Source organism: Thalassospira profundimaris WP0211 (genome assembly GCF_000300275.1).
GTDB classification, from domain to species: Bacteria; Pseudomonadota; Alphaproteobacteria; order Rhodospirillales; family Thalassospiraceae; genus Thalassospira; species Thalassospira profundimaris.
Genome location: NZ_AMRN01000004.1, coordinates 20,107 through 42,751 on the forward strand (window position 1 = coordinate 20,107; position 22,645 = coordinate 42,751).

General features: G+C 54.9%; 22 protein-coding genes. 10 read left to right on the forward strand and 12 right to left on the reverse strand.

Features of this window, described 5'->3' with window-relative positions; genetic code table 11:
- Positions 1-277 precede the first annotated feature (277 nt).
- From glpD to TH2_RS09045, 8 genes are all read left to right on the forward strand, one after another.
- A complete protein-coding gene (gene glpD, locus TH2_RS09010) occupies positions 278-1,834 on the forward strand; it encodes a glycerol-3-phosphate dehydrogenase (protein WP_008890106.1) in 1,557 nt (518 codons plus the stop codon).
- Positions 1,831-2,931 (forward strand): ABC transporter ATP-binding protein, encoded by a 1,101-nt coding sequence (locus TH2_RS09015; protein ID WP_008890107.1) that lies wholly within the window; start codon positions 1,831-1,833, stop codon positions 2,929-2,931. Before glpD ends, TH2_RS09015 begins: the two co-directional genes overlap by 4 nt.
- A gap of 15 nt (positions 2,932-2,946) precedes the next feature.
- Positions 2,947-4,041: an ABC transporter ATP-binding protein gene (locus TH2_RS09020; RefSeq protein WP_008890108.1), complete on the forward strand. Its 1,095-nt coding sequence runs from the start codon at positions 2,947-2,949 to the stop codon at positions 4,039-4,041.
- Between the two features lie 14 nt (positions 4,042-4,055).
- Complete coding sequence (locus tag TH2_RS09025; RefSeq protein ID WP_008890109.1) at positions 4,056-4,928, forward strand: carbohydrate ABC transporter permease; 873 nt, start codon at positions 4,056-4,058, stop codon at positions 4,926-4,928.
- 1 nt (position 4,929) lies between these two features.
- Positions 4,930-5,733, forward strand: coding sequence for a carbohydrate ABC transporter permease (locus TH2_RS09030; protein WP_008890110.1), 804 nt, complete (start codon positions 4,930-4,932; stop codon positions 5,731-5,733).
- Between the two features lie 24 nt (positions 5,734-5,757).
- A complete protein-coding gene (locus tag TH2_RS09035; RefSeq protein ID WP_008890111.1) occupies positions 5,758-6,030 on the forward strand; it encodes a DUF2160 domain-containing protein in 273 nt (90 codons plus the stop codon).
- 137 nt (positions 6,031-6,167) lie between these two features.
- Positions 6,168-7,916 carry an ABC transporter substrate-binding protein gene (locus TH2_RS09040; RefSeq protein ID WP_040823409.1) on the forward strand — a complete coding sequence of 583 codons (1,749 nt, stop codon included), beginning with the start codon at positions 6,168-6,170 and terminating at the stop codon, positions 7,914-7,916.
- Between the two features lie 127 nt (positions 7,917-8,043).
- The gene (locus TH2_RS09045; protein ID WP_157193995.1) at positions 8,044-8,919 is read left to right on the forward strand and encodes a tetratricopeptide repeat protein; all 876 of its coding nucleotides are present in this window, start codon (positions 8,044-8,046) and stop codon (positions 8,917-8,919) included.
- Here TH2_RS09045 and TH2_RS09050 read toward each other — a convergent pair.
- From TH2_RS09050 to mobA, 3 genes are all read right to left on the reverse strand, one after another.
- On the reverse strand, positions 8,911-9,825 hold the full coding sequence (locus TH2_RS09050; RefSeq protein WP_008890114.1) for a hypothetical protein: 915 nt from the start codon (positions 9,823-9,825) through the stop codon (positions 8,911-8,913). The genes TH2_RS09045 and TH2_RS09050 overlap by 9 nt on opposite strands.
- 3 nt (positions 9,826-9,828) lie before the next feature.
- Positions 9,829-10,464: a hypothetical protein gene (locus TH2_RS09055; RefSeq protein ID WP_008890115.1), complete on the reverse strand. Its 636-nt coding sequence runs from the start codon at positions 10,462-10,464 to the stop codon at positions 9,829-9,831.
- 83 nt (positions 10,465-10,547) lie between these two features.
- Positions 10,548-11,201 (reverse strand): molybdenum cofactor guanylyltransferase MobA, encoded by a 654-nt coding sequence (gene mobA / locus TH2_RS09060; RefSeq protein WP_008890116.1) that lies wholly within the window; start codon positions 11,199-11,201, stop codon positions 10,548-10,550.
- A gap of 260 nt (positions 11,202-11,461) precedes the next feature.
- On the opposite strand from mobA, the gene sugE reads away from it, so the two are divergent.
- Positions 11,462-11,782: a quaternary ammonium compound efflux SMR transporter SugE gene (sugE, locus tag TH2_RS09065; protein WP_008890117.1), complete on the forward strand. Its 321-nt coding sequence runs from the start codon at positions 11,462-11,464 to the stop codon at positions 11,780-11,782.
- Positions 11,783-11,859: 77 nt separating this feature from the next.
- On the opposite strand, the gene TH2_RS09070 is transcribed toward sugE, so the two are convergent.
- Together TH2_RS09070 and TH2_RS09075 are read right to left on the reverse strand one after the other, a co-directional pair.
- Positions 11,860-12,327, reverse strand: a complete 468-nt coding sequence (locus tag TH2_RS09070) for a DMT family transporter (protein WP_008890118.1) — start codon at positions 12,325-12,327, stop codon at positions 11,860-11,862.
- 8 nt (positions 12,328-12,335) lie between these two features.
- The gene (locus TH2_RS09075; protein ID WP_008890119.1) at positions 12,336-12,767 is read right to left on the reverse strand and encodes a DMT family transporter; all 432 of its coding nucleotides are present in this window, start codon (positions 12,765-12,767) and stop codon (positions 12,336-12,338) included.
- 84 nt (positions 12,768-12,851) lie between these two features.
- On the opposite strand from TH2_RS09075, the gene TH2_RS09080 reads away from it, so the two are divergent.
- The gene (locus tag TH2_RS09080) at positions 12,852-13,790 is read left to right on the forward strand and encodes a LysR family transcriptional regulator (RefSeq protein ID WP_008890120.1); all 939 of its coding nucleotides are present in this window, start codon (positions 12,852-12,854) and stop codon (positions 13,788-13,790) included.
- Between the two features lie 129 nt (positions 13,791-13,919).
- On the opposite strand, the gene hydA is transcribed toward TH2_RS09080, so the two are convergent.
- The 7 genes from hydA to aptA form a co-directional block, all read right to left on the reverse strand.
- Positions 13,920-15,371, reverse strand: coding sequence for a dihydropyrimidinase (hydA, locus tag TH2_RS09085; protein WP_008890121.1), 1,452 nt, complete (start codon positions 15,369-15,371; stop codon positions 13,920-13,922).
- Between the two features lie 182 nt (positions 15,372-15,553).
- The gene (locus TH2_RS09090) at positions 15,554-16,534 is read right to left on the reverse strand and encodes an ABC transporter substrate-binding protein (protein ID WP_008890122.1); all 981 of its coding nucleotides are present in this window, start codon (positions 16,532-16,534) and stop codon (positions 15,554-15,556) included.
- A 61-nt stretch (positions 16,535-16,595) separates the two neighbouring features.
- Positions 16,596-17,753, reverse strand: a complete 1,158-nt coding sequence (locus TH2_RS09095) for an ABC transporter permease (protein WP_008890123.1) — start codon at positions 17,751-17,753, stop codon at positions 16,596-16,598.
- Entirely contained in the window at positions 17,750-18,679 is a 930-nt protein-coding gene (locus TH2_RS09100; protein WP_051007613.1) for an ABC transporter permease, read from the reverse strand. Before TH2_RS09100 ends, TH2_RS09095 begins: the two co-directional genes overlap by 4 nt.
- On the reverse strand, positions 18,669-19,460 hold the full coding sequence (locus tag TH2_RS09105; protein WP_008890125.1) for an ABC transporter ATP-binding protein: 792 nt from the start codon (positions 19,458-19,460) through the stop codon (positions 18,669-18,671). The genes TH2_RS09100 and TH2_RS09105 overlap by 11 nt, the downstream gene beginning before the upstream one ends.
- A gap of 256 nt (positions 19,461-19,716) precedes the next feature.
- Positions 19,717-20,583, reverse strand: a complete 867-nt coding sequence (locus TH2_RS09110) for a nitrilase-related carbon-nitrogen hydrolase (protein ID WP_008890127.1) — start codon at positions 20,581-20,583, stop codon at positions 19,717-19,719.
- A gap of 247 nt (positions 20,584-20,830) precedes the next feature.
- Positions 20,831-22,162, reverse strand: coding sequence for an omega-aminotransferase AptA (gene aptA, locus TH2_RS09115; RefSeq protein ID WP_008890128.1), 1,332 nt, complete (start codon positions 22,160-22,162; stop codon positions 20,831-20,833).
- Between the last annotated feature and the right edge of the window lie 483 nt (positions 22,163-22,645).

The following is a 22,645-nucleotide window of genomic DNA, read 5'->3' on the forward strand; positions in this document are numbered from 1 at the left end:
ATCACTTATTTTTTCAGTTTCAACCGATTCCAATGGTTTTTCCGCCCTGATTGCAAACGAAAGAAACAAAGATTTGCCTGCTATCCAACAAGGGAATTGGCCAATCTTCCAATGATTACAATCTGTTACATTTCAGAAATTCAGTTTCGTTAATGAAAATTCCAAACAGCCATAATTTTCGCTTGCAATTATTTTGGGGCGTTCGTAACGTTTGTGAAAGAACAGAATGGCAGTTGAGAACAGCTGTCACAAATAAGAGCAATTGGGGAGGAATCGGTTGCTCACTCCAAAAACATATGACATCGCCATTATTGGTGGTGGGATCAATGGCACGGGCATTGCGCGTGATGCGTCGGGTCGTGGGCTAAGCGTCTATCTGTGTGAAAAGGATGACCTTGCCAGCGCGACCTCGTCGGCCAGCACCAAGCTGATCCATGGTGGCCTGCGGTATCTTGAACATTATGAATTCCGCCTTGTGCGCGAAGCGCTGATTGAGCGCGAAGTTCTTTTGCGTGCCGCCCCGCACATCATCTGGCCGCTTCGCTTTGTCCTGCCCCACGTCAAGGGTCTGCGCCCGGCATGGATGATCCGGCTTGGCCTTTTCCTGTATGATCATCTTGGCGGGCGTGAAAAACTTCCCGGATCCGAGGGCATCAAACTTGCCACCCACCCGGCTGGTGCACCATTGGTCAAGGGCATGGACAAGGCGTTCGTTTATTCCGATTGCTGGGTTCAGGATGCGCGCCTTGTGGTGCTGAATGCCATGGATGCGCACGATCGCGGTGCTGATATCGAAACCCGCACAGAATGTGTATCGGCCAAACGCGAAAACGGCCTTTGGACCGTGACACTGCGCGATATCGACGACGGGTCGGAAAAGACCATCCAGGCCAAATCGCTGGTCAATGCCGCCGGTCCCTGGTGCGCCGAGCTTCTTGAAAAGCGGGTTGAGGCCAAGAAGAAACAAGGCATTCGCATGGTTCAGGGCAGCCACATCGTGGTGCCAAAACTGTTTGACCATGACTATTGCTATATCTTCCAGAACCCGGACGGGCGGATTGTTTTTGCCATCCCCTATGAGCAGGACTTCACCCTGATCGGCACGACGGATCGCGATTACAAAGGCGATCCGGCCAAGGTCGCGATCAGCGCGGATGAAACCAAATATCTTTGCGAACTTGCCAATACCTATTTCGAAAAGAAAATCACCACCGATGACGTTGTCTGGGCCTATTCCGGTGTCCGCCCGCTCTATGGCGATGGCAGCGAAGACGCATCCCAGGTAACCCGCGACTATGTTCTGGAAATTGACCGGGGCGAAAATGCCGATAATGGTGCGCCGCTTCTAAACATCTATGGCGGCAAGATCACCACCTATCGCAAGCTTGCGGAATCAGCGATGAGCAAGCTTTGCCCGCTACTTGGCACCAACGACACAAGATGGACCGCGGACAAACCGCTTCCGGGCGGTGATATCCCCGATGCGGATTTCGAACGCTATCTTACTGCGATGCACAAGAAGTTTCCCTGGATTGCGCAAGCACAGCTATACCGTTACGTGCAAAACTACGGCACACTCACCAATATGATCATTGGCGATGCCAGCGATCTGAAAGGGCTTGGAAAGCACTTCGGTGACGACGTATACGAGTGCGAATTGCGCTATCTGGTGGATCACGAATGGTCCAGAACGGCCGATGATATTTTGTGGCGCCGCTCCAAACTGGGGCTGCACCTTTCGGATGAGACGCGTAATGCCATTGTCCAATGGTTCAAAACCGAACCGACATTAAAAAACACCGTGAAAGCGGGCGAAGGAAACAGTGGAAAATGACCCTTACGCTTGAAAACATAACCAAGACCGTGGGTGGGGAGACCCATATCGACGATGTGTCGATGACGCTCGAACCGGGATCGTTCAACGTCCTTTTGGGGCGCACACTTGCCGGGAAGACGACGCTGATGCGGATTATGGCAGGCCTCGAGCCGCCGACCAAGGGCCGCATTTTGGTTGATAATGCTGATGTAACCGGCATGGCGGTGCAGAAGCGCAATGTCGCCATGGTCTATCAGCAATTCATCAACTATCCGTCGATGAACGTGTTTGACAACATCGCATCCCCGCTGAAATTGCAGGGCGTTGATAAGGCAGAGATCGAAAAACGTGTGCGTTCGACGGCTGAACTGATGCATATCGAACATCTGCTTGATCGCCTGCCACAGGAACTTTCCGGCGGCCAGCAACAGCGTACCGCCATGGCGCGCGCCATGGTCAAGGATTGCAAACTGTTGCTGCTTGACGAACCGCTGGTCAACCTGGATTACAAGCTGCGCGAAGAACTGCGCGAAGAGATCCCCAACCTTCTGGCCGAGCGCGATACCATCGTTGTCTATGCCACGACCGAGCCGATGGAAGCGTTGCTTCTGGGTGGCAAGTGTGCGGTGATGCATGAAGGCCGGATGACCCAGTTTGGCCCGACCACAGAGGTTTATCACAACCCGGCCTCGGTCAAGACCGGCCTGATCTTTTCCGATCCGCCGATCAACCTTGTTGAAGCCGAAGTGCGCGATGGCGCGATCTTTATGAAAAGCGGCCATCAAGTGCCGCTTAAAGGGCATCTGGCGAACCTGTCGAATGGCGATTACACCCTTGGCATTCGCGCCAACCACCTGTCGGTTGATCCGACCGGGGATGACACGATCGCGATGCAGGGACAGGTCGAACTGGCCGAAATCACCGGTTCGGAAACTTTTGTCCACGTCCATTTCAATGATGTGTCCTGGGTGATCCAGGAAGAAGGCGTTCACAACCCGCGCCTTGGCGAAGCAACCCAGTTCTATGTCGATCCGACACGCCTGTTTGCCTTTGATGCGAATGGTGCGCTCGTGGCCGCCCCGCCGGTCGAAATTTCAAACGGCAAAGCGGCGTGAGGGAAGAGTAAGAAAATGGCACGTATTGATCTTAAAAGCCTTGCGCATTCCTACTTCCCCGATCCGAAAACGGACGAGGACTATGCCCTGCGTCGCATGGAGCATGTCTGGGAAGATGGCGGTGCTTATGCGCTGTTGGGCCCGTCGGGTTGCGGCAAGACGACTTTGCTTAACATCATTTCCGGTCTTTTGACCCCGTCACATGGGCAGGTCCTGTTTGATGGCAAGGACGTCACAAGCCTTGCCCCGGAAGAACGCAACATCGCGCAGGTTTTCCAGTTCCCGGTGATCTATGACACCATGACGGTCTATGACAACCTGGCCTTCCCGCTGCGCAACCGTGGCATTGATGAAAAGCGCGTTGATGCACGTGTGCGTGAAATTGCCGGGATGCTGGATCTGACCGGCAAGCTCAAGCAAAAGGCACGCGGCCTTGGTGCGGATGAAAAACAGACGATCTCGCTTGGGCGTGGTCTGGTGCGTGACGATGTTTCGGCCATTCTGTTTGACGAACCGCTGACCGTGATTGACCCGCATCTGAAATGGGTTTTGCGCCGCAAGCTCAAGGAAATTCACAACAAGCTGCGCCCGACCATGGTGTATGTCACCCATGATCAGGTCGAAGCCCTTACCTTTGCTGACAAGGTTGTTGTCATGTATGGCGGCAAGGTCGTGCAGTTGGGCACCCCGCAGGAACTGTTTGAAAATCCAGCCCATACCTTTGTCGGTTACTTCATCGGAAGCCCCGGCATGAACATCATGGATTGCAAGATCGATGATGGTGCGGCCTGGGTTGATGGACAGCGTATCAGTCTTTCGGATCGCCATCTTGAAGCCGTTTCAAAACAAACCGGCAAGCTTGAGCTCGGCATTCGTCCCGAATTCCTGACCCTTGAAACCGGCAATGCCGACAAGGGATCAGACGGGATCGAAGTCAACATCACCAAGGTCGAAGACCTTGGTCAGTTCAAGATCGCGACCACCCGTTTTGGCGCATCTGAAATCAAGGTCAAGCTCGGCGAAGACGAACAGGTTGTCGGCCAGTCCGGCATTCTGCGCTTTGCGCCGGAATGGACCAAGCTTTACGCCGACAGTCAGTTGGTCGCGTAAGGGGGGATGGGGAAATGAACAAGATTACCAACAACAAGGCCTGGTTCCTCGTCCTGCCAGTGTTCTTTATCGTCGCCATCAGCGCGATCATTCCGCTGATGACCGTTGTGAACTATTCAGTTCAGGACATTTTCGATCCGCAGACGCGCTTCTTTGTCGGCACCGAATGGTTTGAACAGGTTCTGGGCGACAGCCGCCTGCATGATGCGCTGCTGCGCCAGATTTTCTATACGCTTTCGGTGCTGTTTATTGAAATTCCACTCGGCATTGCGGTTGCACTGACCCTGCCGCGCAAGGGCTGGGGCGTTTCGGCATCGATGGTCTTGCTTGCCTTGCCGCTGCTTATTCCATGGAACGTGGTTGGTACCATCTGGCAGATCTTTGGCCGTGCCGACATTGGTCTGGGTGGCTATGTCATCAATCTGATGGGGATTGATTACAACTACGCCCAGAACCCGATGGATGCCTGGCTGACCGTGCTTGTCATGGATGTCTGGCACTGGACCAGCCTGATTGTGCTGCTGTGCTATGCCGGTTTGCGGTCTATCCCGGATGCCTATTATCAGGCGGCCAAGATTGACGGTGCATCGCGCTGGGCCGTGTTCCGCTTTATTCAGCTGCCGAAAATGCAGTCGGTTCTCGTGATCGGTGTTCTGCTGCGCTTTATGGACAGCTTCATGATCTATACCGAACCGTTCGTCCTGACAGGTGGCGGTCCGGGTAACGCAACCACCTTCCTCAGCCAGTTCCTGACCCGGATGGCAGTCGGTCAGTTTGACCTTGGTCCTGCTGCAGCCTTCTCGCTGGTCTACTTCCTGATCATTCTGTTGGTTTGCTGGGTTTTCTATACCGTCGTGATGAACGCCGGAAAGCAGGGGGAACAATAAAATGCAGTTCCAGAAACGACATATCGGACTTCTTCTTTATATCCTGTTCCTGTTGGTTCCGATCTATTGGCTGTTCAACATGTCAATCAAGACCAATACGGAAATCCTGGGCGCAATGACCCTGTTCCCGGACAATCCGACATTGGCCAACTATGCAACCATCCTGACCGATCCGGCATGGTATACGGGCTATATCAACTCGATGATTTATGTCGGTATCAACGTGGTGATCTCACTGGTTGTCGCCCTGCCTGCGGCTTATGCCTTTTCGCGGTTCAACTTTACCGGCGACAAGCATCTGTTCTTCTGGCTTCTGACCAACCGTATGGCACCGCCGGCCGTGTTCCTGTTGCCATTCTTCCAGCTTTATTCAAGTGTCGGCCTGTTTGACACCCATATCGCTGTGGCACTGGCACACTGCCTGTTTAACGTGCCGCTGGCCGTCTGGATCCTGGAAGGGTTTATGTCAGGCATTCCCAAGGAAATCGATGAAACCGCCTATATCGACGGTTATTCGTTCCCGCGGTTCTTTGCCACGATCTTCTTGCCGCTGATCCGGTCCGGCATCGGTGTGACAGCGTTCTTCTGCTTTATGTTCAGCTGGGTTGAACTTCTGCTGGCGCGCACGCTGACCTCTGTCGAGGCCAAGCCGATTGCCGCCACCATGACCCGTACCGTTTCGGCATCGGGACTTGATTGGGGCGTTCTGGCGGCTGCGGGTGTTTTAACCATCGTCCCGGGCGCCTTGGTGATCTGGTTCGTTCGCAACTACATCGCCAAAGGTTTCGCGATGGGTCGCGTGTAATCGGAAAACAGGAGGAATATCAAAATGGCATGGATGGCCTGGACCCCGATTACCGCCGCGTTCTTTGGCTGCATCTTCTTGATGCTGATCGGGATGGGAATTTGGCAGGCGGTTTCACCAACCGTTCCGCGGCGTGGCTTTTTGCCACTGACCACCACACGCGGTGATCGCCTGTTTATCAGTTTGCTTGGAGCCGCCTATATCCATCTTGGCTGGCTGGCATTTACCGATGCCGCCCTTTGGATCGGTTCCGTCATCGCACTTGTCTGGCTCGTCATTGTGATGCGCTGGGGTTAACAACCAAAACGGTACCGCGTCCTGCAGCGGTGCCGTTTTCGAACGAATTCATCACGGTGGGCTGTCCGTCTTCCCCCAGCGTCGATGACCGGGTTTACCGGATGAGCAATAAGGAAGACGACCAGGGAGAAAACGACATGATCGTTAAAGCCAAAGGTGCCAAAAGCGTTGTTAAAGGCAGCGCCGTTGCAGTCGCCCTTGGTCTTGCTGTGCTGGCGAACCCGGCCATGGCAGATCAATATACCGACGCGGCGAAAAAATGGATCGACAGCGAATTCCAGCCGTCGAGCCTGAGCAAAGACGCCCAGATGGCCGAACTGGAATGGTTCATCAAAGCAGCTGAACCGTTCCGCGGCATGGACATCAACGTGGTGTCTGAAACCATCACCACCCACGAATATGAGTCCAAGGTCCTGGCAAAGGCCTTCTCGGAAATCACCGGGATCAACCTGACCCATGACCTGATCGGCGAAGGCGATGTCATCGAAAAACTGCAGACCCAAATGCAGTCGAACCGCAACATCTATGACGCCTTCATCAATGACTCCGACCTGATCGGGACCCACGCGCGTTATGACGCGGTTGTGCCGCTGACCGACTGGATGGCCGGCGAAGGTGCGGACGTTACCTCTCCGACCCTGGATCTGGACGACTTCATCGGTCTGTCCTTCACCACCGGTCCGGATGGCAAGCTTTATCAGCTTCCTGACCAGCAGTTCGCGAACCTTTACTGGTTCCGTTATGACTGGTTCCAGCGTGAAGACCTGCAAAAGCAGTTCAAGGACAAGTACGGCTATGACCTGGGCGTTCCGGTCAACTGGTCGGCTTATCAGGACATCGCCGAATTCTTCACCAATGACGTTGGTGAAATCGATGGCCAGAAAGTCTATGGCCACATGGATTACGGCAAAAAAGACCCGTCACTGGGTTGGCGCTTCACCGATGCGTGGCTTTCCATGGCTGGCGCTGGCGACAAGGGCATCCCGAACGGCCTTCCGGTCGACGAATGGGGTATCCGTGTTGAAGGTTGCTCGCCTGCTGGTTCAAGCGTGACCCGTGGTGGTGCCGCAAACGGCCCGGCAGCGGTTTATGCCCTGACCAAATACATCGACTGGCTCAAGGCTTATGCCCCGCCAGAAGCAGCCGGCATGACCTTTGGTGAAGCTGGTCCGGTTCCGGCACAGGGCCAGATCGCACAGCAGATCTTCTGGTACACCGCCTTTACCGCCGACATGGCGAAAAAAGGCACTCCGGTTGTGAACGAAGACGGCACGCCGAAATGGCGTATGGCCCCGTCGCCGCACGGCCCGTACTGGGAAGAAGGCATGAAGCTTGGTTATCAGGATGTGGGTTCCTGGACTCTGATGAAGTCCACCCCGGTTGAGCGCCGCAAAGCTGCATGGCTCTATGCACAGTTCACCACCTCGAAAACCGTATCGCTGAAAAAGACCCTCACCGGTCTGACACCGATCCGTCAGTCTGACCTGGATACCCAGGAAATGACCGATATCGCTCCGAACTGGGGTGGTCTGGTCGAGTTCTATCGTTCGCCGGCACGTGTTCAGTGGTCGCCGACCGGTACCAACGTTCCGGATTATCCGAAACTGGCGCAGCTCTGGTGGCAGAACGTTGCCGAAGCTGTAACCGGCGAACGGACCCCGCAGGAAGCCATGGACAACCTTGCGACTTCCATGGACCGTGTGATGGAGCGTCTTGAGCGTGCAGGCATCGGTGGTGAATGCGCACCGAAGCTGAACGAAGAACGTGATGCCCAGTACTGGTTCGACCAGCCGGGTGCACCGAAACCGAAACTTGCCAACGAAAAACCGCAGGGTGAGACCGTCAAATATGACGATCTGATCGCGGAATGGCGTGCAGCCCAGTAATTCGGGCTACACTACTGGGGGTGTCGGGGGTGATTTTTTCACCCCCGACCGTCCCGGACTTTATCCATCACTTTTGATTTTTTCATATCTGATCGCCCGGTATTTTGCGGGCAAAGGTAACTTTCCCATGCGCCTGTCATCCTCCCTCCGCCGGACTGCTTCCGCTCTTGGCTGTGCTGCCGTAACGGCACTGGCCATGAGCGGCTTTCTTGCCACCGGTGCCGCGGCGTCCTCGGCACTTGATGACGGCATTTCTGCCTATCGCCACGGGGAGTTTGAAAAGTCGGCCGATATTCTGGCACCACTGGCCAAAAGCGGTGATGCCACCGCGCAATACCTTCTGTCTTGTCAGACCATCAATGGCGTTGGTGTTACTGCCAACGAAGATGCCGGCTGGACGCTGATGGAACAGGCATCCGAGAACAACAATCCAAATGCCAGTGTTGTTATGGCTAGGCGCCTTGAGGCGATGGGCGGTGACAAAGACAAAATTCGCGGCCTATATATTGCCGCCGCCCAAAAGAACAACACCCAGGCGATGCTGTGGCTGGCCCTTGATGCGCTTGATCGCGGCGATGCGGCACAGGCCGAAGCCCATCTTAAACAGGCGTGGGAACTTGGTGATCCGCGCGCGGCAACACTTCTTGCCAACCGCTTTGCCAAAAGTGATGTCGATCGCCTGACATATTTGCGCCGTGCTGCCCAACATGGCGAAATGCGCGCGGCTGCTTACCTTGCCGAAGAAGCCCGCACGGTTGATGACAAGGCCGAAGCCGTTGGCTGGTGCGCAATTGCGACCGGCATGCCCGGCCATAACGAAGATGTCGACTGGAAAACCATCGGGGATGCGGTCGAAAAAAACTGCGGCCAGTTTGACAAGGACCTGTCGCCCAAAGACCGCGCGATCAACCGCGAACGCGTCGATCATTTCCTGTCCGAGTTCTTCAAGAATTATGAGCCGTGGCAGCCGTGGCGGGCCTGCGCGGTGCCAACATCACGTTAAGCGCCCAGGCCCGAACCCGAATGCATTTCCCACCATATCAGAGAAACCTCTGCCACCTAAAAGCACGGCCCACAAAAACAGGGTAATCAGTACCAACACGATCTTGAAGGTGACATCAATACCCTTTCGGATTTGAAGTACGACGGCCTTGTTGTGCTTAAGCACCGTTGCGGCAAGCAAGCAACCGCCGGCAATTTGAATCTGAGTAGATGCATTGGCCTCTCCGCCGTACCAGCCAAGCGCACCAAGTGACAACTGCTGGCCCAGAAACCCGATATGCTTGATTACCAGACTGGCTTTTTCAAAGAACCCATCGGACTCTCGCCATTCAACACGCGGCGACCCGTTATGACGCCAGTCCGAAATCCACAAAATGAATGACGACAGCATCCCGGCATAACCAAGCCATATTTCATGGCGGTTATCCTGCTCTCCGACAGCAGTGGCTTGATATATCATTGCCGAGTTTACCATCGTGACCACATCTTCAAGTGACAGCGCACTGCTGACCAACAATATCTTGGCCAGGGCAAAATACAGGCGCGCAACTTGCCCCCAGGTCAGATCAAAATCACGATTGTCAATGGTAAGTTCAGAAAGCTCGATAAAGTCGTCTTCGTTGATTTGTTCGGCATCTTCATTCTGCACATGCCACTCGAAAGCATATCTCGCGGCTTTGATCATTTTGACGATTGTAAGCTCAAGTCCGGGCCCTTCGTAGTTGACCCCGTGCACAACCGCGTTGAACATCTCGTTGAAATGATCGGTGATGGCTTTCTGAACTTGCGCCAACGTCTGCGATGTTAGCCCCACTGCATTGTTCGGGTCACTCATCCACACATCAATTGCCTTGGCGACGACAGCATGATCAGAAGCCACTTTTTGGGCTTGAATATAATAGGGCATCGATCAGGCTCCTTTTCCAAGCAATATGATGGCAAGGTCATCAAGAATTTTTTCCGTCTTGGTCGTGTCGAATTTCATGACTTCCGACAATTTCGGAACAGCAATTTTCATATCTGCAGGGGATGGCTTTTTCGGATCATCTGAATGATCTGAAGGCTGATCACTGTGCGTGTCCGAGCTTGGCTTTTTCACGACCTGAAGAGCGTCCCTGAGCTGTTGCGTCGCCCTATCAAGCGAACTATCGACCGCCTTTGAAATCTGCTTCACATTCTCAAGAAGCTGGCCATCAAGGTTGATTTGCTTTTTATCGAGTTCGGTCAGTGCACCCTGTTCAATCGTTGCACTTTTTTTGATGGCCGACACGCGCTCGCCTGCAATTTGTTCAAGCGTTTGGTCCAGCGACCGCACAGCGATCGTTAACATCTGCCCCGAACGTTCACAGTTATCGAGCTGCGATGCAGGGTCGGAAACAGGACCCGCAGTTACCTTTGCGGTCAGGGTTTCAATATTCGTAACCGTCGTTTCGATCTGGGTGAAAACGCTACTGACCCGTTTGCGCATATCACTTGTCAGCAGTTTGGTTGCCCCGCCGATATAGGTGTTGAGCACCAGCTGCAGTGACTCACCATAATTACTCATGTAGCAATCCTTTCACGTCATCGCCTTGTAAATGACGCGGGGATACGGGTTTTGTGATGCTGAATATTGCCGGGCGGCTCTTATTATCGGTTCGACGCTCTATCAGACATTGCGATATGATCTGACAGCGCGGCATTCACTGCACGCAGATCATCTGGCGTATTGACGTTGGTAAACGGCCCCAACCCGGAAACCTTATCTTCAAACACCACCCGCGGCGCATCCAGCGCCTGCAATGGCCCGCGCACCCGCCGATCATCGGACGCCAGCAGGCCGGCAATCACCGGGGCGGCATCGCGGTGCCAGATGCTTGAAAGGTAATGGTCGCGCTCGGCATGGCTGGCAAAGGCCGCCTTCGCCCCTGCATCCTCGGCTGCGGCCTGCAAACGCCCCACCATATCAAGCGGCACAATCGGGCAGTCGACCGGGAAGGTCACCAGCCAGTCGATACCATCTGGCAACGCCTGCAAGCCTCCCAGAATACCCCCCAGCGGCCCCTGCCCCGGTTTGGGATGATCGGCCACCACTGGCAAGCCGTAATCCGCAAACGCCTCCGTCCCGGTATTGGATGAAATCATCACCTGATCGCATTGGGCTTGGGCAACATCAATCACCCGCCCGATCAGGCTTTTCCCCGCGACCTCGCGAAACGCCTTGTTCCCGCCCATACGTCGCGCTTCGCCCCCGGCCAGAACAAGGCCAAGGGTTGAGACATGTTGGGATTGGGGCGTGTTCACGATAAGACCAAACCTTTGACGGGGGCGAATAACCAGACGCCCTCATCATAATCCAGTGCGCCCGCCCATGCATCTGTCGTCTTGTCACCGAAGCATTTTCTATGGTCGCGCCCTGATGTTGCACTGCATCATTTTTACATTGTCGCCCTACGGGCATTGATTTAGAGTGATTAAAGACTTTGCGACTTCCGCCTTGATACCGGACGACCGGTATTCCTGATCCGATCAATGGGGACGGCCCCGCAAGACAGGAGGCCCCCATGGCCTGGACAGCGTTGGTTATTGCCGGATTTCTCGAAATTTGCTGGGCGATTGGCCTGAAATACACCGAAGGCTTCACCAAGCCCATTCCAAGTGCCCTTACCATAGCCGCAATCGCCGCCAGTTTCTGGCTGCTGTCGATTGCCATGCGCACCATCCCGATCGGAACGGCCTATGCGATCTGGACCGGCATCGGGGCGGCGGGTGCGGTGATCTTTGGCATCATCATGGTCGGCGAACCCGCCAACCCCGGACGATTGGTCGCTATCGCGCTGATCCTTTCCGGGATCGTGATGCTGAAATTGTTCAGTCCGAGCTAACCCTTCGTACGTAAAAAAAGCCAAACGGCAGATAGACGAACGGCGCAGCCTGTGACTGCGCCGTTGATTTCCATTGTTTAGCTGGCCGCACGTCGTTCAAATTTGCGATTGCCGAGATACACAAAAACCATCGCACCCAGCAGCAAGGCAATTGCCGCCCATCGTTTCGGGTCCAATGCAATCTGATCATTCCCGAGCCATGCAAAATTATCGATCAGCAAACTCATTGCAAGCTGTCCGGAAATCACAGCAACCGTCGCAGCAGCAATACCAACACGTGGCACGGCAAACACCATTACCACAATATAGCAGACGCCAAAAAAGGCGCCTGTCAGCTGCCACTTGGGGGCGTCAAGCAATGTCAGTTCCTGCGGCGGCTGAACAAACAGTACCAGTAAGATACTGATTACAGCGCCAAGAACAAATGTCAGCCAAGCGGTGCCCAACACGCCCGCAGCCGCCCCAAGCCGCCCGTTCACAGATGATTGCACCGACAGCGCACAGCCACCGAGCAACGCGATAAGAATAACAAAAAACGTAACCATCAGTCACCTCAGTGGATAAGCCAGAGTGCCAACGCAATCAGGATCAATGCGCCAAACCGATAACGATCTACCGGTTGCTTTTGCACACCAAAGGCACCGTAATGATCCAACAACAGACTTGCGCCGAGTTGTCCAAACAGGATTGCAACCATTGTTGCGCCAACACCGATAATCGGCGTGGTGGTGGTAATGACAACGACATAGACCGGACCTAAAACACCACCCGTCAACATCCAGCGCGGTTGCGCAAACAATTGTGGCAAAGACCGATTGCGGGCGAACACCAGCGCCAGTGACAACAGCAAACTACCAACCAGAAAAATGCACAGGGTCGCGGACATGTGTCCGACATTCTCACCCAACGGCCCGAGTAGCCCTGCCTCGACAGACAGCCCCATGCCCGCTGCAAACACGATGAGCAATATCAATATCTGCTTCATTTCAAACTCCGTTAACTTGCAACGGAACATACTTTGCACCAAACTGGGCAACAATTACCCGAATTTGGAAATTACTTTTGCAAAATGAGCAGAGATATCACCCTTCAGGCGCTGCGCCTTTTTATTGATGTGGCAACACAGGGCAGTTTCAGTGACGTTGCCCGTCGGCGCGGCCTGCCGACATCTTCCGTGTCACGCCATATCAATGCGTTGGAAACCCGCTTGGGGCACAAACTCCTTGTGCGCAATACCCGTGCTGTCAGATTGACCGACGCCGGAACCCGATACGTGCATGAAGTTCGCGAAATTCTGGCCGCACTCGATATTGCCAGCGACGCGGTCAGGGGCAATGCCACCAAGCCTCAGGGAAGGTTGCACATCAACGCACCCGTTGCATTTGGGCGCCATCACATTGCACCCCATCTTGCCGAGTTCCAGCACCGTTTTCCCGGCATAGAAGTTGACCTGACCCTCACAGACGCCTTTATCGACCCGATTTCAGAAGGGGCCGATGTGGTCATACGCATCGGGACACTTCGTGATTCCAGCCTTGTCAGTCGAAAACTTGCCGCGCAGCGCTACGTCGCTGTGAGTGCGGCGTCATATCTCGAGCAACATGGCGCACCACCAACCCCCGACGCGCTCGCCGACCACAATTGCCTTGTTTACAAGGGGGCAAACGGGGAAATGCCATGGCTCTTTCGCAAGGGAAATGAGCCTTTCCGACCCTATCGGGTAAAGGGTTCACTACGCAGCAATGATGCCGACAGCCTTATTACCGCAGCACGTCAGGGACAGGGGATTATTCTGTTCCCGACATGGCTTTTACACGAGCACATCCGCCAAAAACATCTCTTGCCGATCCTGACCGACTGGCAAGCAGAAGCCTATACGATAAACGATGCCATTCATCTTCTGTTTCCGGAGAACCGAATGCGTTCGCCCAAGGTAACTGTCTTTCTGGACTTTCTTTCGGAAGCTACGGGAAAACCGCCCTACTGGGATCGCCTGGCCTTATCGTAAGCCCGTTGGTCACGCAAATATTGCTGCGCCTGGACTATGTTTTGCCAACCTTGGTGAGCCCATGTTGCAAACAGAAAAACGGGGCAACCGATGGCTGCCCCGTTTTTTGATGGATCGTGCTCGATTGGCTTAGACGCCAGCTGGAATACCGCTGCGTTCAACCTTGCGCGGGGAGGTGATTTCTTTCCATTTGGAAAGCGCCTTGTTGACGGCCGGATACGGTTCGCGGGCGATGAATTCGCCGTCGCCGCATTTGGCAAGAACCACACCTTCTTCAGCCGCAATGCGACCGCGGCTGAGCGTATAGCGCGGAAGGCCGGTGACCTCGATGCCTTCAAACACGTTGTAGTCAATTGCCGACTGCTGGTGTTTGGCGGTGATGGTTTTCGACGCCTTCGGATCCCAGACCACAAGGTCGGCATCCGCCCCGACAAGGATCGCACCCTTGCGCGGATAGATATTGAGGATCTTGGCAATGTTGGTTGAGGTTACGGCCACAAACTCGTTCGGGGTCAAACGGCCGGTGCCAACGCCATAGGTCCACAGAAGCGGCATGCGGTCTTCAAGACCACCCGTACCGTTCGGAATCTTGGTGAAGTCGCCAACGCCCATGCGTTTCTGTTCCGTGGTGAACGCACAGTGGTCAGTCGCGACAACCTGCAGGCTGCCCGATGCCAGACCATTCCACAGCCCATCCTGATGTTCCTTGCTGCGGAACGGCGGGGACATGACGCGACGTGCGGCGTGATCCCAATCGGCGTTTTTATATTCGCTGTCATCGAGAATAAGGTGCTGGATCAACGGCTCGCCAAAGACGCGTTTGCCGTTGGCACGTGCGCGACGGATGGCTTCATGCGCCGGTTCGCAGGATACATGCACGATATAAAGCGGCACATTGGCCATATCGGCAATCATGATCGCACGGTTGCAGGCCTCGCCCTCAACATCCACAGGCCGTGAATAGGCGTGGGCTTCGGGCCCGTTGTTGCCCTCGGCCAGCAATTTCTGCTGCAGGGTGGCGACCACGTCACCGTTTTCGGCATGTACCAGCGGCATCGCGCCCAGTTCCGAGCAGCGCGAGAAGGATGCAAACATTTCATCGTCATCCACCATCAAGGCACCCTTGTAGGCCATGAAGTGCTTGAAGGTGTTGATACCCTTTTCCTGAACGATGGTCTTCATTTCATCAAAGACCTGCTCGCTCCACCAGGTGACGGCCATGTGGAAGGAGTAGTCGCATACCGCCTTGGAGGATTTGTTATCCCAGGCTTGCAGCGCTTCGAGCAGCGACTGGTTCGGCGCCGGCAGGCAGAAATCGACAACCATGGTCGTGCCACCGGCAACGGCAGCCTTGGTACCGCTTTCGAAATCGTCTTCGGAATAGGTGCCCATAAAGGGCATTTCCATATGGGTATGCGGATCAATCCCGCCGGGCATCACATAGCAGCCGTCGGCCTCGATCACCTTGTCCCCGGTCAGGTTGTCCCCGATGGCGGCAATCTTGCCGTCTTCGATCAGAATATCGGATTTGTAGGTCAGGTCGGCGGTAACGATGGTTCCGCCACGAATAACCATGGACATGGATGGCTCCTTGTCTGTCTGAGTGGCGAAAAGTTGCGGGCCATCCCGGCATTTCGCCCGTTATCTCCAAACACCCCCGAGGGTATTCAATCAGTATTCATTTGATCGTCATAGTCCTGGAAGTCATCCCGTCCGGCGAAGCCAAAACTCCGCCGGACGGATAAAAGTCACAAGATGGAAGCTTACATCTTGTCGGTCACGGCGTGGGTCCAGGCACCTTCCGGTTCCTTGGTGATCACCGGATCGGAACCACCCGAAAGCAGGCTGTCAACGGTACGCTGATAGGCTGCTTCATCGAGAACCGCAGAATCACCCAGCAGTTTGGCGATTTCGGTCATCATGCGGACCTGGTGTTTTTCGGTCTGGGCACCGGTCATGTCGTTATCAAGAACGATCATCGCGGCGTCTTCCGGGTTTTCCTTGGCCCAGTTCCAGCCCTTCATGCTGGCTGCAACAAAGCGCGACATTTTGTCGACGAATGCCGGATCCGAAAGGTTGTCTTCAAGAACATAAAGACCGTCTTCGAGGGTTGCGACACCCTGATCTTCGTATTTGAAGACCTTAAGGTCATCAGCCGGAATACCGGCATCAATCACCTGCCAGTATTCGTTATAGGTCATGGTTGAGACGCAATCGGCCTGCTTCTGGATCAGCGGATCAACGTTGAAGCCCTGCTTAAGCACGGTCACACCATTTTCGCCGCCATCGGTCGGAATGCCGAGTTTCGACATCCAGCTCAGGAACGGATATTCGTTACCGAAGAACCAGACACCAAGGGTACGACCCGGGAAGTCATCCGGGCTTTCGATCCCGGTTTCCTTCAGGCAGGTCAGCATCATGCCCGATTTGGCAAACGGCTGTGCGATGTTAACCAGCGGCACACCCTTTTCGCGCGATGCAAGGGCCGACGGCATCCAGTCAATGATCACATCCGCACCACCACCGGCAATTACCTGCGGCGGGGCAACGTCCGGACCACCCGGATTGATGGTCACATCGAGGTCGGCTTCTTCGTAGAAACCCTTGTCGAGTGCCACATAGTAGCCTGCAAACTGGGCCTGCGTGACCCATTTAAGCTGCAGGGTTACCTCGTCTGCTGCCATCGCCGAAAACGATGCCAACCCGAAACTCAACCCCATAGCAGTCGAAATAAACTTATTCATTCGTCGATGTCTCCTCAGGTTGTAGTCAAGTCCTCCCGACGGGTCGCCTTGTTTTATGCCTTTAATGGCGACGTACCCGGAATGACGGATGCCATGACGTTGCTTTTCTCTCGATATAAGCCACAGCCCCGTAGAAGGCGGTCCCCGCAAGGGCCGCCAATGCGATTTCCGCCCAGACCATGTCGATATTCATCCGCCCGACCTCGGTCGAGATGCGGAAGCCCATACCAACAATCGGGGTGCCGAAAAATTCGGCGACGATTGCGCCAATCAGCGCAAGCGTGGAATTGATTTTAAGTGCGTTGAAAACAAACGGCATGGCAGCCGGTAAACGCAGGCGAAACAGCGTTGACCAATAGCCCGACGCGTATGTCGCCATGAGGTCCTTTTCAAGCTTTCCGGCGGCATTCAACCCGGTCACGGTGTTCACCAGCATCGGGAAGAAGGTCATGATCACGATCACCGCTGCCTTCGATTGCCAGTCAAAGCCAAACCACATCACCATGATCGGTGCGACCCCGATGATCGGAAGGGCCGAGACCATATTACCCAACGGCAAAAGACCACGTTTGAGGAACGGCACACGATCCACAGCGATCGCCACGATAAAGGCCGAACCACAGCCCATGACATAGCCGCTGAGTACTGCCTTCACAAAGGTCTGGTGGAAGTCGGCGGCCAGAATGTCGGTGGAATTGACGAAACGTTCGCCAATCATGCTGGGCGGCGGCAACAGAACCTGTGGCACGCCAAAGCCCGAAACGACGACTTCCCAAACGAAAAGAAGCCATACGCCAAAGGCCACCGGCACAACAAAGTTCGCCAGATGCTGTTTGGTGCGATCAAGGCTGTGGAAATTGGCAATCACATCAATCCCGCGCCAGACAAACGCCCAAAGCGAGGCGATGAACAACCAGAACCCCGGTCCGGCATAACCGGCAACCCCGTAATCATACAGCACACTGATCGCCTGCCAGCAGCCAAACACCGCAATCGCCAGAATGACCATGCCCGCGGTGACAGACCCGACACCAAGCCAGGTAAAGGCCGACCCGGCAATCACACAGAGCGCCATGGCAACGGCAAGACCGGGAATATCCCCCACAAAGGCAACCTGTTTGCCGGTATCCCCATCCACACCGGCCAGCGGGAAGATCAGCGCCAGCAAGGCCGCAATCGCCGCGACGAGACAGAACTTGTCCAGTTTCGTCCAGGTCATGACTTCACCCCCATCCGCGCAAGGACCCTGCGTTCACACCAGCCGACGATGACGACAAGGATGGCGGCCACAAACGCCGCGGTCAGAAGGGCCGACCAGATTTGAATGGTCTGTCCGTAATAGGACCCCGCCAGCAAACGTGCGCCAAGCCCCGCCTGCGCACCGGTCGGCAATTCACCGACGATGGCACCGACCAAACTGATCGCAATCGCAACCTTCAGGCTGGCAAACAGATATGGCATGGCGGATGGCAAACGAAGCTGCCAGAAGGTCTGCCATTTCGAGGCGTTATAGGTCCGCATCAGATCAAGCTGGATCACCTGCGGGGAACGCAGGCCTTTGACCATGCTGATCGTGACCGGGAAGAAGCACAAATAGGTCGAAATGACCGCCTTTGGCACCAGTCCCTTGATCCCGATGGCGCCCAGAACAACGATGATCATCGGCGCGATGGCAAGGATCGGAATGGTTTGCGATGATATCACCCATGGCATCAGGCTTTTTTCAAGCGTCATGACATGGACAATGCCCACCGCCAGCAACACACCCAGCAACGTGCCAATTCCAAACCCAAGAAGGGTCGAGGAAAGCGTTACCCAGCTGTGATAGACCAGCGAGCGTTTCGACGTGATCTTGATGGCAAAGATGGTGTGATACATCTCCACCGCGACCTGATGCGGGGCCGGCAGGATCGGGCGATCTTGCGCCAGGGTATCTTCGATCAGCTGGCCCGTAGTCCAAGTCTGATCGGCACGGTTATAACGGTCAATCTGGGTCGGCGCGTTCATGAAAACCGCCCCGACATACCACAGAACAAGAATGGCGATCAGAACAACGCAGACCGGCCCGGTCTGGCCAGACATCATGCGCGTCCAGGTCGATGGTCCGCGAACGGACCCGGTCATGGCAGCAGTGTTACTCGTCATTGCTGTGCCCCGCACGCAGCCCTTCCCGCACCCGATGCGCAATCTCGAGGAATTCCGGCGTTTCGCGGATATCCAGTGTGCGGTCTTTCGGGAAGTCGGTTTCGATCACGTCAATGATCCGCCCCGGACGGGGTGACATCACGACAATCTTCGACGACAGATACACCGCCTCGGGGATGGAGTGGGTGACGAACGCCACCGTCTTGTTGGTCCGCGCCCACAATTTCAACAGCTGTTCATTCAGGTGATCGCGCACGATTTCGTCAAGCGCGCCAAATGGTTCGTCCATCAACAGCAGGTCGGCGTCGAACGACAGGGCACGCGCGATTGACGCACGTTGCTGCATGCCGCCTGACAGCTGCCATGGGAATTTCTTTTCAAAACCATTGAGCTCGACCAGTTTCAGGGCCTCCTGGGCGCGCTTGACGCGCTCTTCCTTGGAGATTTCCATGATTTCGAGCGGCAAGGTCACGTTGCGTTCGATCGAACGCCACGGCAACAGGGCCGGTGCCTGAAACACATAGCCATAAGCACGCTTTTCACGCGCTTCATGCGGCGTGACACCATTGATCGAAATTTCGCCGCCGGTGGCTTGTTCGAGGTCGGCGATTACGCGCAAAAGTGTGGTTTTGCCGCAACCCGACGGGCCGATAAAGGAAACAAAGTCGCCTTCCTCGATGGTCAGATCGACATCGGAAAGGGCGTAAACGGGACCGTCTGCCGTCTGGAAGGTCAGCGACAGTTTCTTGATATCAACAACTGCTTTTTTCGATGCGGGCATCTCAGCAACATTATTGACGACTTGTTTTAGCGTCATGGGGTTTCCCCTGATCGTATGTCTCTCTCAGAACCAAAAGCGTCTCTTTTGGCACAGTAGATGGAAGCCTCCCTCAGGGACGTTGCCCTGAACCTTGTCGACATTGATCAAACGCATAAAGCCTTTGTCCGGTCTTTGCCGGGAACGGGGAATGATACCCCACCTGTCGATCAAGGCAAAACGGCGAGCAGCGCTTTGACCGCTCGCCGGTATCATGAAATCAGTTCCCGTCCGTCAGACGGGTATAGGTCGACGGGCGGCGGTCGCGGAAGAATTGCCAGTTGTCGCGAATTTCGCGCACCATCGACATATCCATGTCATGGACCAGCAATTCGTCATTATCGCGTGATGCCTGTGCTTCGATTTCACCGCGTGGATTGACGAAATAGCTTTGACCGTAAAACTCGCCGATATCCCAGGGCTGTTCGCGGCCAACCCGGTTGATTGCGCCGATAAAGCACCCATTGGCGACAGCCGATGCCGGCTGTTCGAGTTTCCAGATATATTCCGACACCCCTGCCACCGTCGCCGACGGGTTGACGATATATTCCGCGCCATTAAGCGCCAAGGCACGCCAACCTTCCGGGAAGTGGCGGTCGTAACAGATATAAACGCCAAGTTTGCAATACTGGGTATCAAAGACCGGCCAGTTCGATACGCCCGGCTTGAAGAAGAATTTTTCCCAGAAACCGGCGACATGCGGGATGTGGGTTTTGCGGTATTTGCCAAGATAGGTACCGTCGGCGTCAATCACGGCAGCGGTGTTGTAATAAACACCGGTGATGTCTTCCTCATAGATCGGAACAACGATCACCATTTTGTATTTGGCGGCCAACTCACACATCAGCTGTGTGGTCGGGCCATCAGGGATTTTTTCTGCCGCGGCGTACCATTTCTTGTCCTGGCTCGGACAGAAATAGGGCTGGGTGAATACTTCCTGAAAGCACAGAACCTGCACACCTTTTTTGCCCGCCTCTTCGATATAGGGCAGGTGTGCGTCGATCATGGCCTTGCGGATTTCTTCGGGGGACTGATCGGTTGAACCCTTAAGGCTCATTTGAATCAGGCCACCTCTCAGCTTTGACATCCGAGATACCTCCTTGATCTGATATTTTTATGTCCTTGCCAGCTTTTGCTGATCTTTGGACTTATGTCTTCTCGCGCCCCAAGAACCCTGTTTGTTTTTTACGGGTTCGTTCCCAGACGGGACGCGATCAGAAAAATCGCGAAACAGATGTTTCCTCCGTGGCGTTGCAGACCCGTTTGTTTTTGATGGTTCTGCAAGCCGGGTGTCCCCTGCCCGATTGCGCAGGCAGGGAACGAAAATCGTAATTCTAGTCGATCTCTTTAAGCACTTCGCGCAATGTGCCAAACAGCTGATCAATGTGCGACTTTTCAAGGATCAGCGGCGGCGACAGCGCAATGATATCACCCGTGGTGCGGATCAGAATGCCCTTCTCAAACGCCTTGAGGAAGGCATTGAAGGCACGCTTGGTCGGGAAGCCTTCAATCGGCTCCAGCTCAATCGCACCGATCAGGCCAAGGTTACGGACATCCTTGACCAGTGGCAGGTCGATCAGGCTGTGCACCGCATCTTCCCAATACTGACCAAGTTCCTTGCCCTTGGAATACAGACCTTCTTCTTCGTAGGTCTCAAGCGTTGCCATGGCGGCCGCACAGGCAACCGGGTTGCCCGAATAGGTGTAGCCATGGAACAGCTCGATCATGTTTTCCGGACCGGTCATGAAGGCATCATGGATTTCGTCGGTGGCAAACACCGCACCCATCGGGATGGTGCCGTTGGTAAGGCCCTTGGCGGTCGTGACCAGATCCGGCTGAACACCAAAGTAATCAACTGCAAACGGCGCACCCAGGCGACCGAAACCGGTGATGACCTCATCAAAGATCAGAAGGATACCGTGCTTGGTGCAGATCTCGCGCAGGCGTTCCAGATAGCCCTTCGGCGGGATCAGAACACCAGTGGAACCTGCAACCGGTTCGACAATGACGGCCGCAATGGTCGACGGATCGTGCAGCGCGCAAATGCGTTCCAGATCTTCGGCAAGATACGCACCATGTTCGGGCATGCCACGGGTAACACCGTTTTCGTCCGGCAGGTAAGTGTGACGCATATGGTCGACACCGCCCAGCATCTGGCCGAATGTTTTGCGGTTGCCCGAAATACCACCGACGGAAATACCGCCGAAGTTCACACCGTGATAGCCGCGTTCGCGACCGATCAGGCGGGTCCGCTGTCCATCGCCGCGTGCACGGTGATAAGCCAATGCGATTTTAAGCGCGGTTTCAACCGACTCAGAACCGGAGTTGGTGTAGAAAACGTGGTTGAGATTGCCCGGCATCAACTGTGCCAGACGGCTGGCAAGTTCGAACGCCTTGGGATGGCCCATCTGGAATGCCGGGGCATAATCCAGCTCGTCCATCTGCGCCTTGACTGCTTCGACGATTTTCGGACGCTTGTGACCAGCGTTGCAGCACCAAAGGCCTGCGGTGCCATCAAGGATGTCGCGGTTATCGTCGGTTTTGTAATACATGCCATCGGCCGACACCAGCATACGCGGGGTCTGCTTGAACTGACGGTTGGCAGTAAAGGGCATCCAGAACGCCGAAAGATCGTTCGGACGGCTAATTTTCGTGGTGGCTGTCATCAAAAGGTCTCCCGTACCTTTTCAAGTTCTTCCCTCGACCGGTTCGGTGGCGGGCCACCGTGCACCGGCATCTGATATTCTTCATCCCGTTTTCGCGAAAAGGTATCTGGCCAAATGACCAAAATGTCGCACATTCGTTTTCCGGGATGGCCCGACCTGTTGCGGGCACACAAACGTCGTTAGCATGAGACATGCCCACGCACTAGCGCTTTAATACCACCGCGGAACTGTTTCGAATATTCGACTGTCAAACACCATTTCGGCGACCCTGATTTTTATTTACGGCGTCTATTTTGTGTTTATCTTTCATCGGTACTGTTCGATATTTCGGACAAAACTGACTCTTGACCATGGCCAGGGTCCAAACTCATCCAAATGATCGATCCGGCAATTGATATGAGAGAAAAAGCAAGGAAAAGCCCGCAGATTGGGGTGATCCCCAATCAAGGGATTTGACGCAGAGGCTTTCTCTCATATCAGTTG

What these genes read in the sequence shown, in the direction of transcription:
- TH2_RS09015 (WP_008890107.1), top strand. Translation starts at nt 1,831, where the DNA reads ATGACCCTTACGCTTGAAAACATAACCAAGACCGTGGGTGGGGAGACC.
- TH2_RS09020 (WP_008890108.1), top strand. Translation starts at nt 2,947, where the DNA reads ATGGCACGTATTGATCTTAAAAGCCTTGCGCATTCCTACTTCCCCGAT.
- TH2_RS09025 (WP_008890109.1), top strand. Translation starts at nt 4,056, where the DNA reads ATGAACAAGATTACCAACAACAAGGCCTGGTTCCTCGTCCTGCCAGTG.
- TH2_RS09030 (WP_008890110.1), top strand. Translation starts at nt 4,930, where the DNA reads ATGCAGTTCCAGAAACGACATATCGGACTTCTTCTTTATATCCTGTTC.
- TH2_RS09035 (WP_008890111.1), top strand. Translation starts at nt 5,758, where the DNA reads ATGGCATGGATGGCCTGGACCCCGATTACCGCCGCGTTCTTTGGCTGC.
- TH2_RS09040 (WP_040823409.1), top strand. Translation starts at nt 6,168, where the DNA reads ATGATCGTTAAAGCCAAAGGTGCCAAAAGCGTTGTTAAAGGCAGCGCC.
- TH2_RS09045 (WP_157193995.1), top strand. Translation starts at nt 8,044, where the DNA reads ATGCGCCTGTCATCCTCCCTCCGCCGGACTGCTTCCGCTCTTGGCTGT.
- TH2_RS09050 (WP_008890114.1), bottom strand. Translation starts at nt 9,825, where the DNA reads ATGCCCTATTATATTCAAGCCCAAAAAGTGGCTTCTGATCATGCTGTC.
- TH2_RS09055 (WP_008890115.1), bottom strand. Translation starts at nt 10,464, where the DNA reads ATGAGTAATTATGGTGAGTCACTGCAGCTGGTGCTCAACACCTATATC.
- sugE (WP_008890117.1), top strand. Translation starts at nt 11,462, where the DNA reads ATGGCCTGGACAGCGTTGGTTATTGCCGGATTTCTCGAAATTTGCTGG.
- TH2_RS09070 (WP_008890118.1), bottom strand. Translation starts at nt 12,327, where the DNA reads ATGGTTACGTTTTTTGTTATTCTTATCGCGTTGCTCGGTGGCTGTGCG.
- TH2_RS09075 (WP_008890119.1), bottom strand. Translation starts at nt 12,767, where the DNA reads ATGAAGCAGATATTGATATTGCTCATCGTGTTTGCAGCGGGCATGGGG.
- TH2_RS09080 (WP_008890120.1), top strand. Translation starts at nt 12,852, where the DNA reads ATGAGCAGAGATATCACCCTTCAGGCGCTGCGCCTTTTTATTGATGTG.
- hydA (WP_008890121.1), bottom strand. Translation starts at nt 15,371, where the DNA reads ATGTCCATGGTTATTCGTGGCGGAACCATCGTTACCGCCGACCTGACC.
- TH2_RS09090 (WP_008890122.1), bottom strand. Translation starts at nt 16,534, where the DNA reads ATGAATAAGTTTATTTCGACTGCTATGGGGTTGAGTTTCGGGTTGGCA.
- TH2_RS09095 (WP_008890123.1), bottom strand. Translation starts at nt 17,753, where the DNA reads ATGACCTGGACGAAACTGGACAAGTTCTGTCTCGTCGCGGCGATTGCG.
- TH2_RS09100 (WP_051007613.1), bottom strand. Translation starts at nt 18,679, where the DNA reads ATGACGAGTAACACTGCTGCCATGACCGGGTCCGTTCGCGGACCATCG.
- TH2_RS09105 (WP_008890125.1), bottom strand. Translation starts at nt 19,460, where the DNA reads ATGCCCGCATCGAAAAAAGCAGTTGTTGATATCAAGAAACTGTCGCTG.
- TH2_RS09110 (WP_008890127.1), bottom strand. Translation starts at nt 20,583, where the DNA reads ATGTCAAAGCTGAGAGGTGGCCTGATTCAAATGAGCCTTAAGGGTTCA.
- aptA (WP_008890128.1), bottom strand. Translation starts at nt 22,162, where the DNA reads ATGACAGCCACCACGAAAATTAGCCGTCCGAACGATCTTTCGGCGTTC.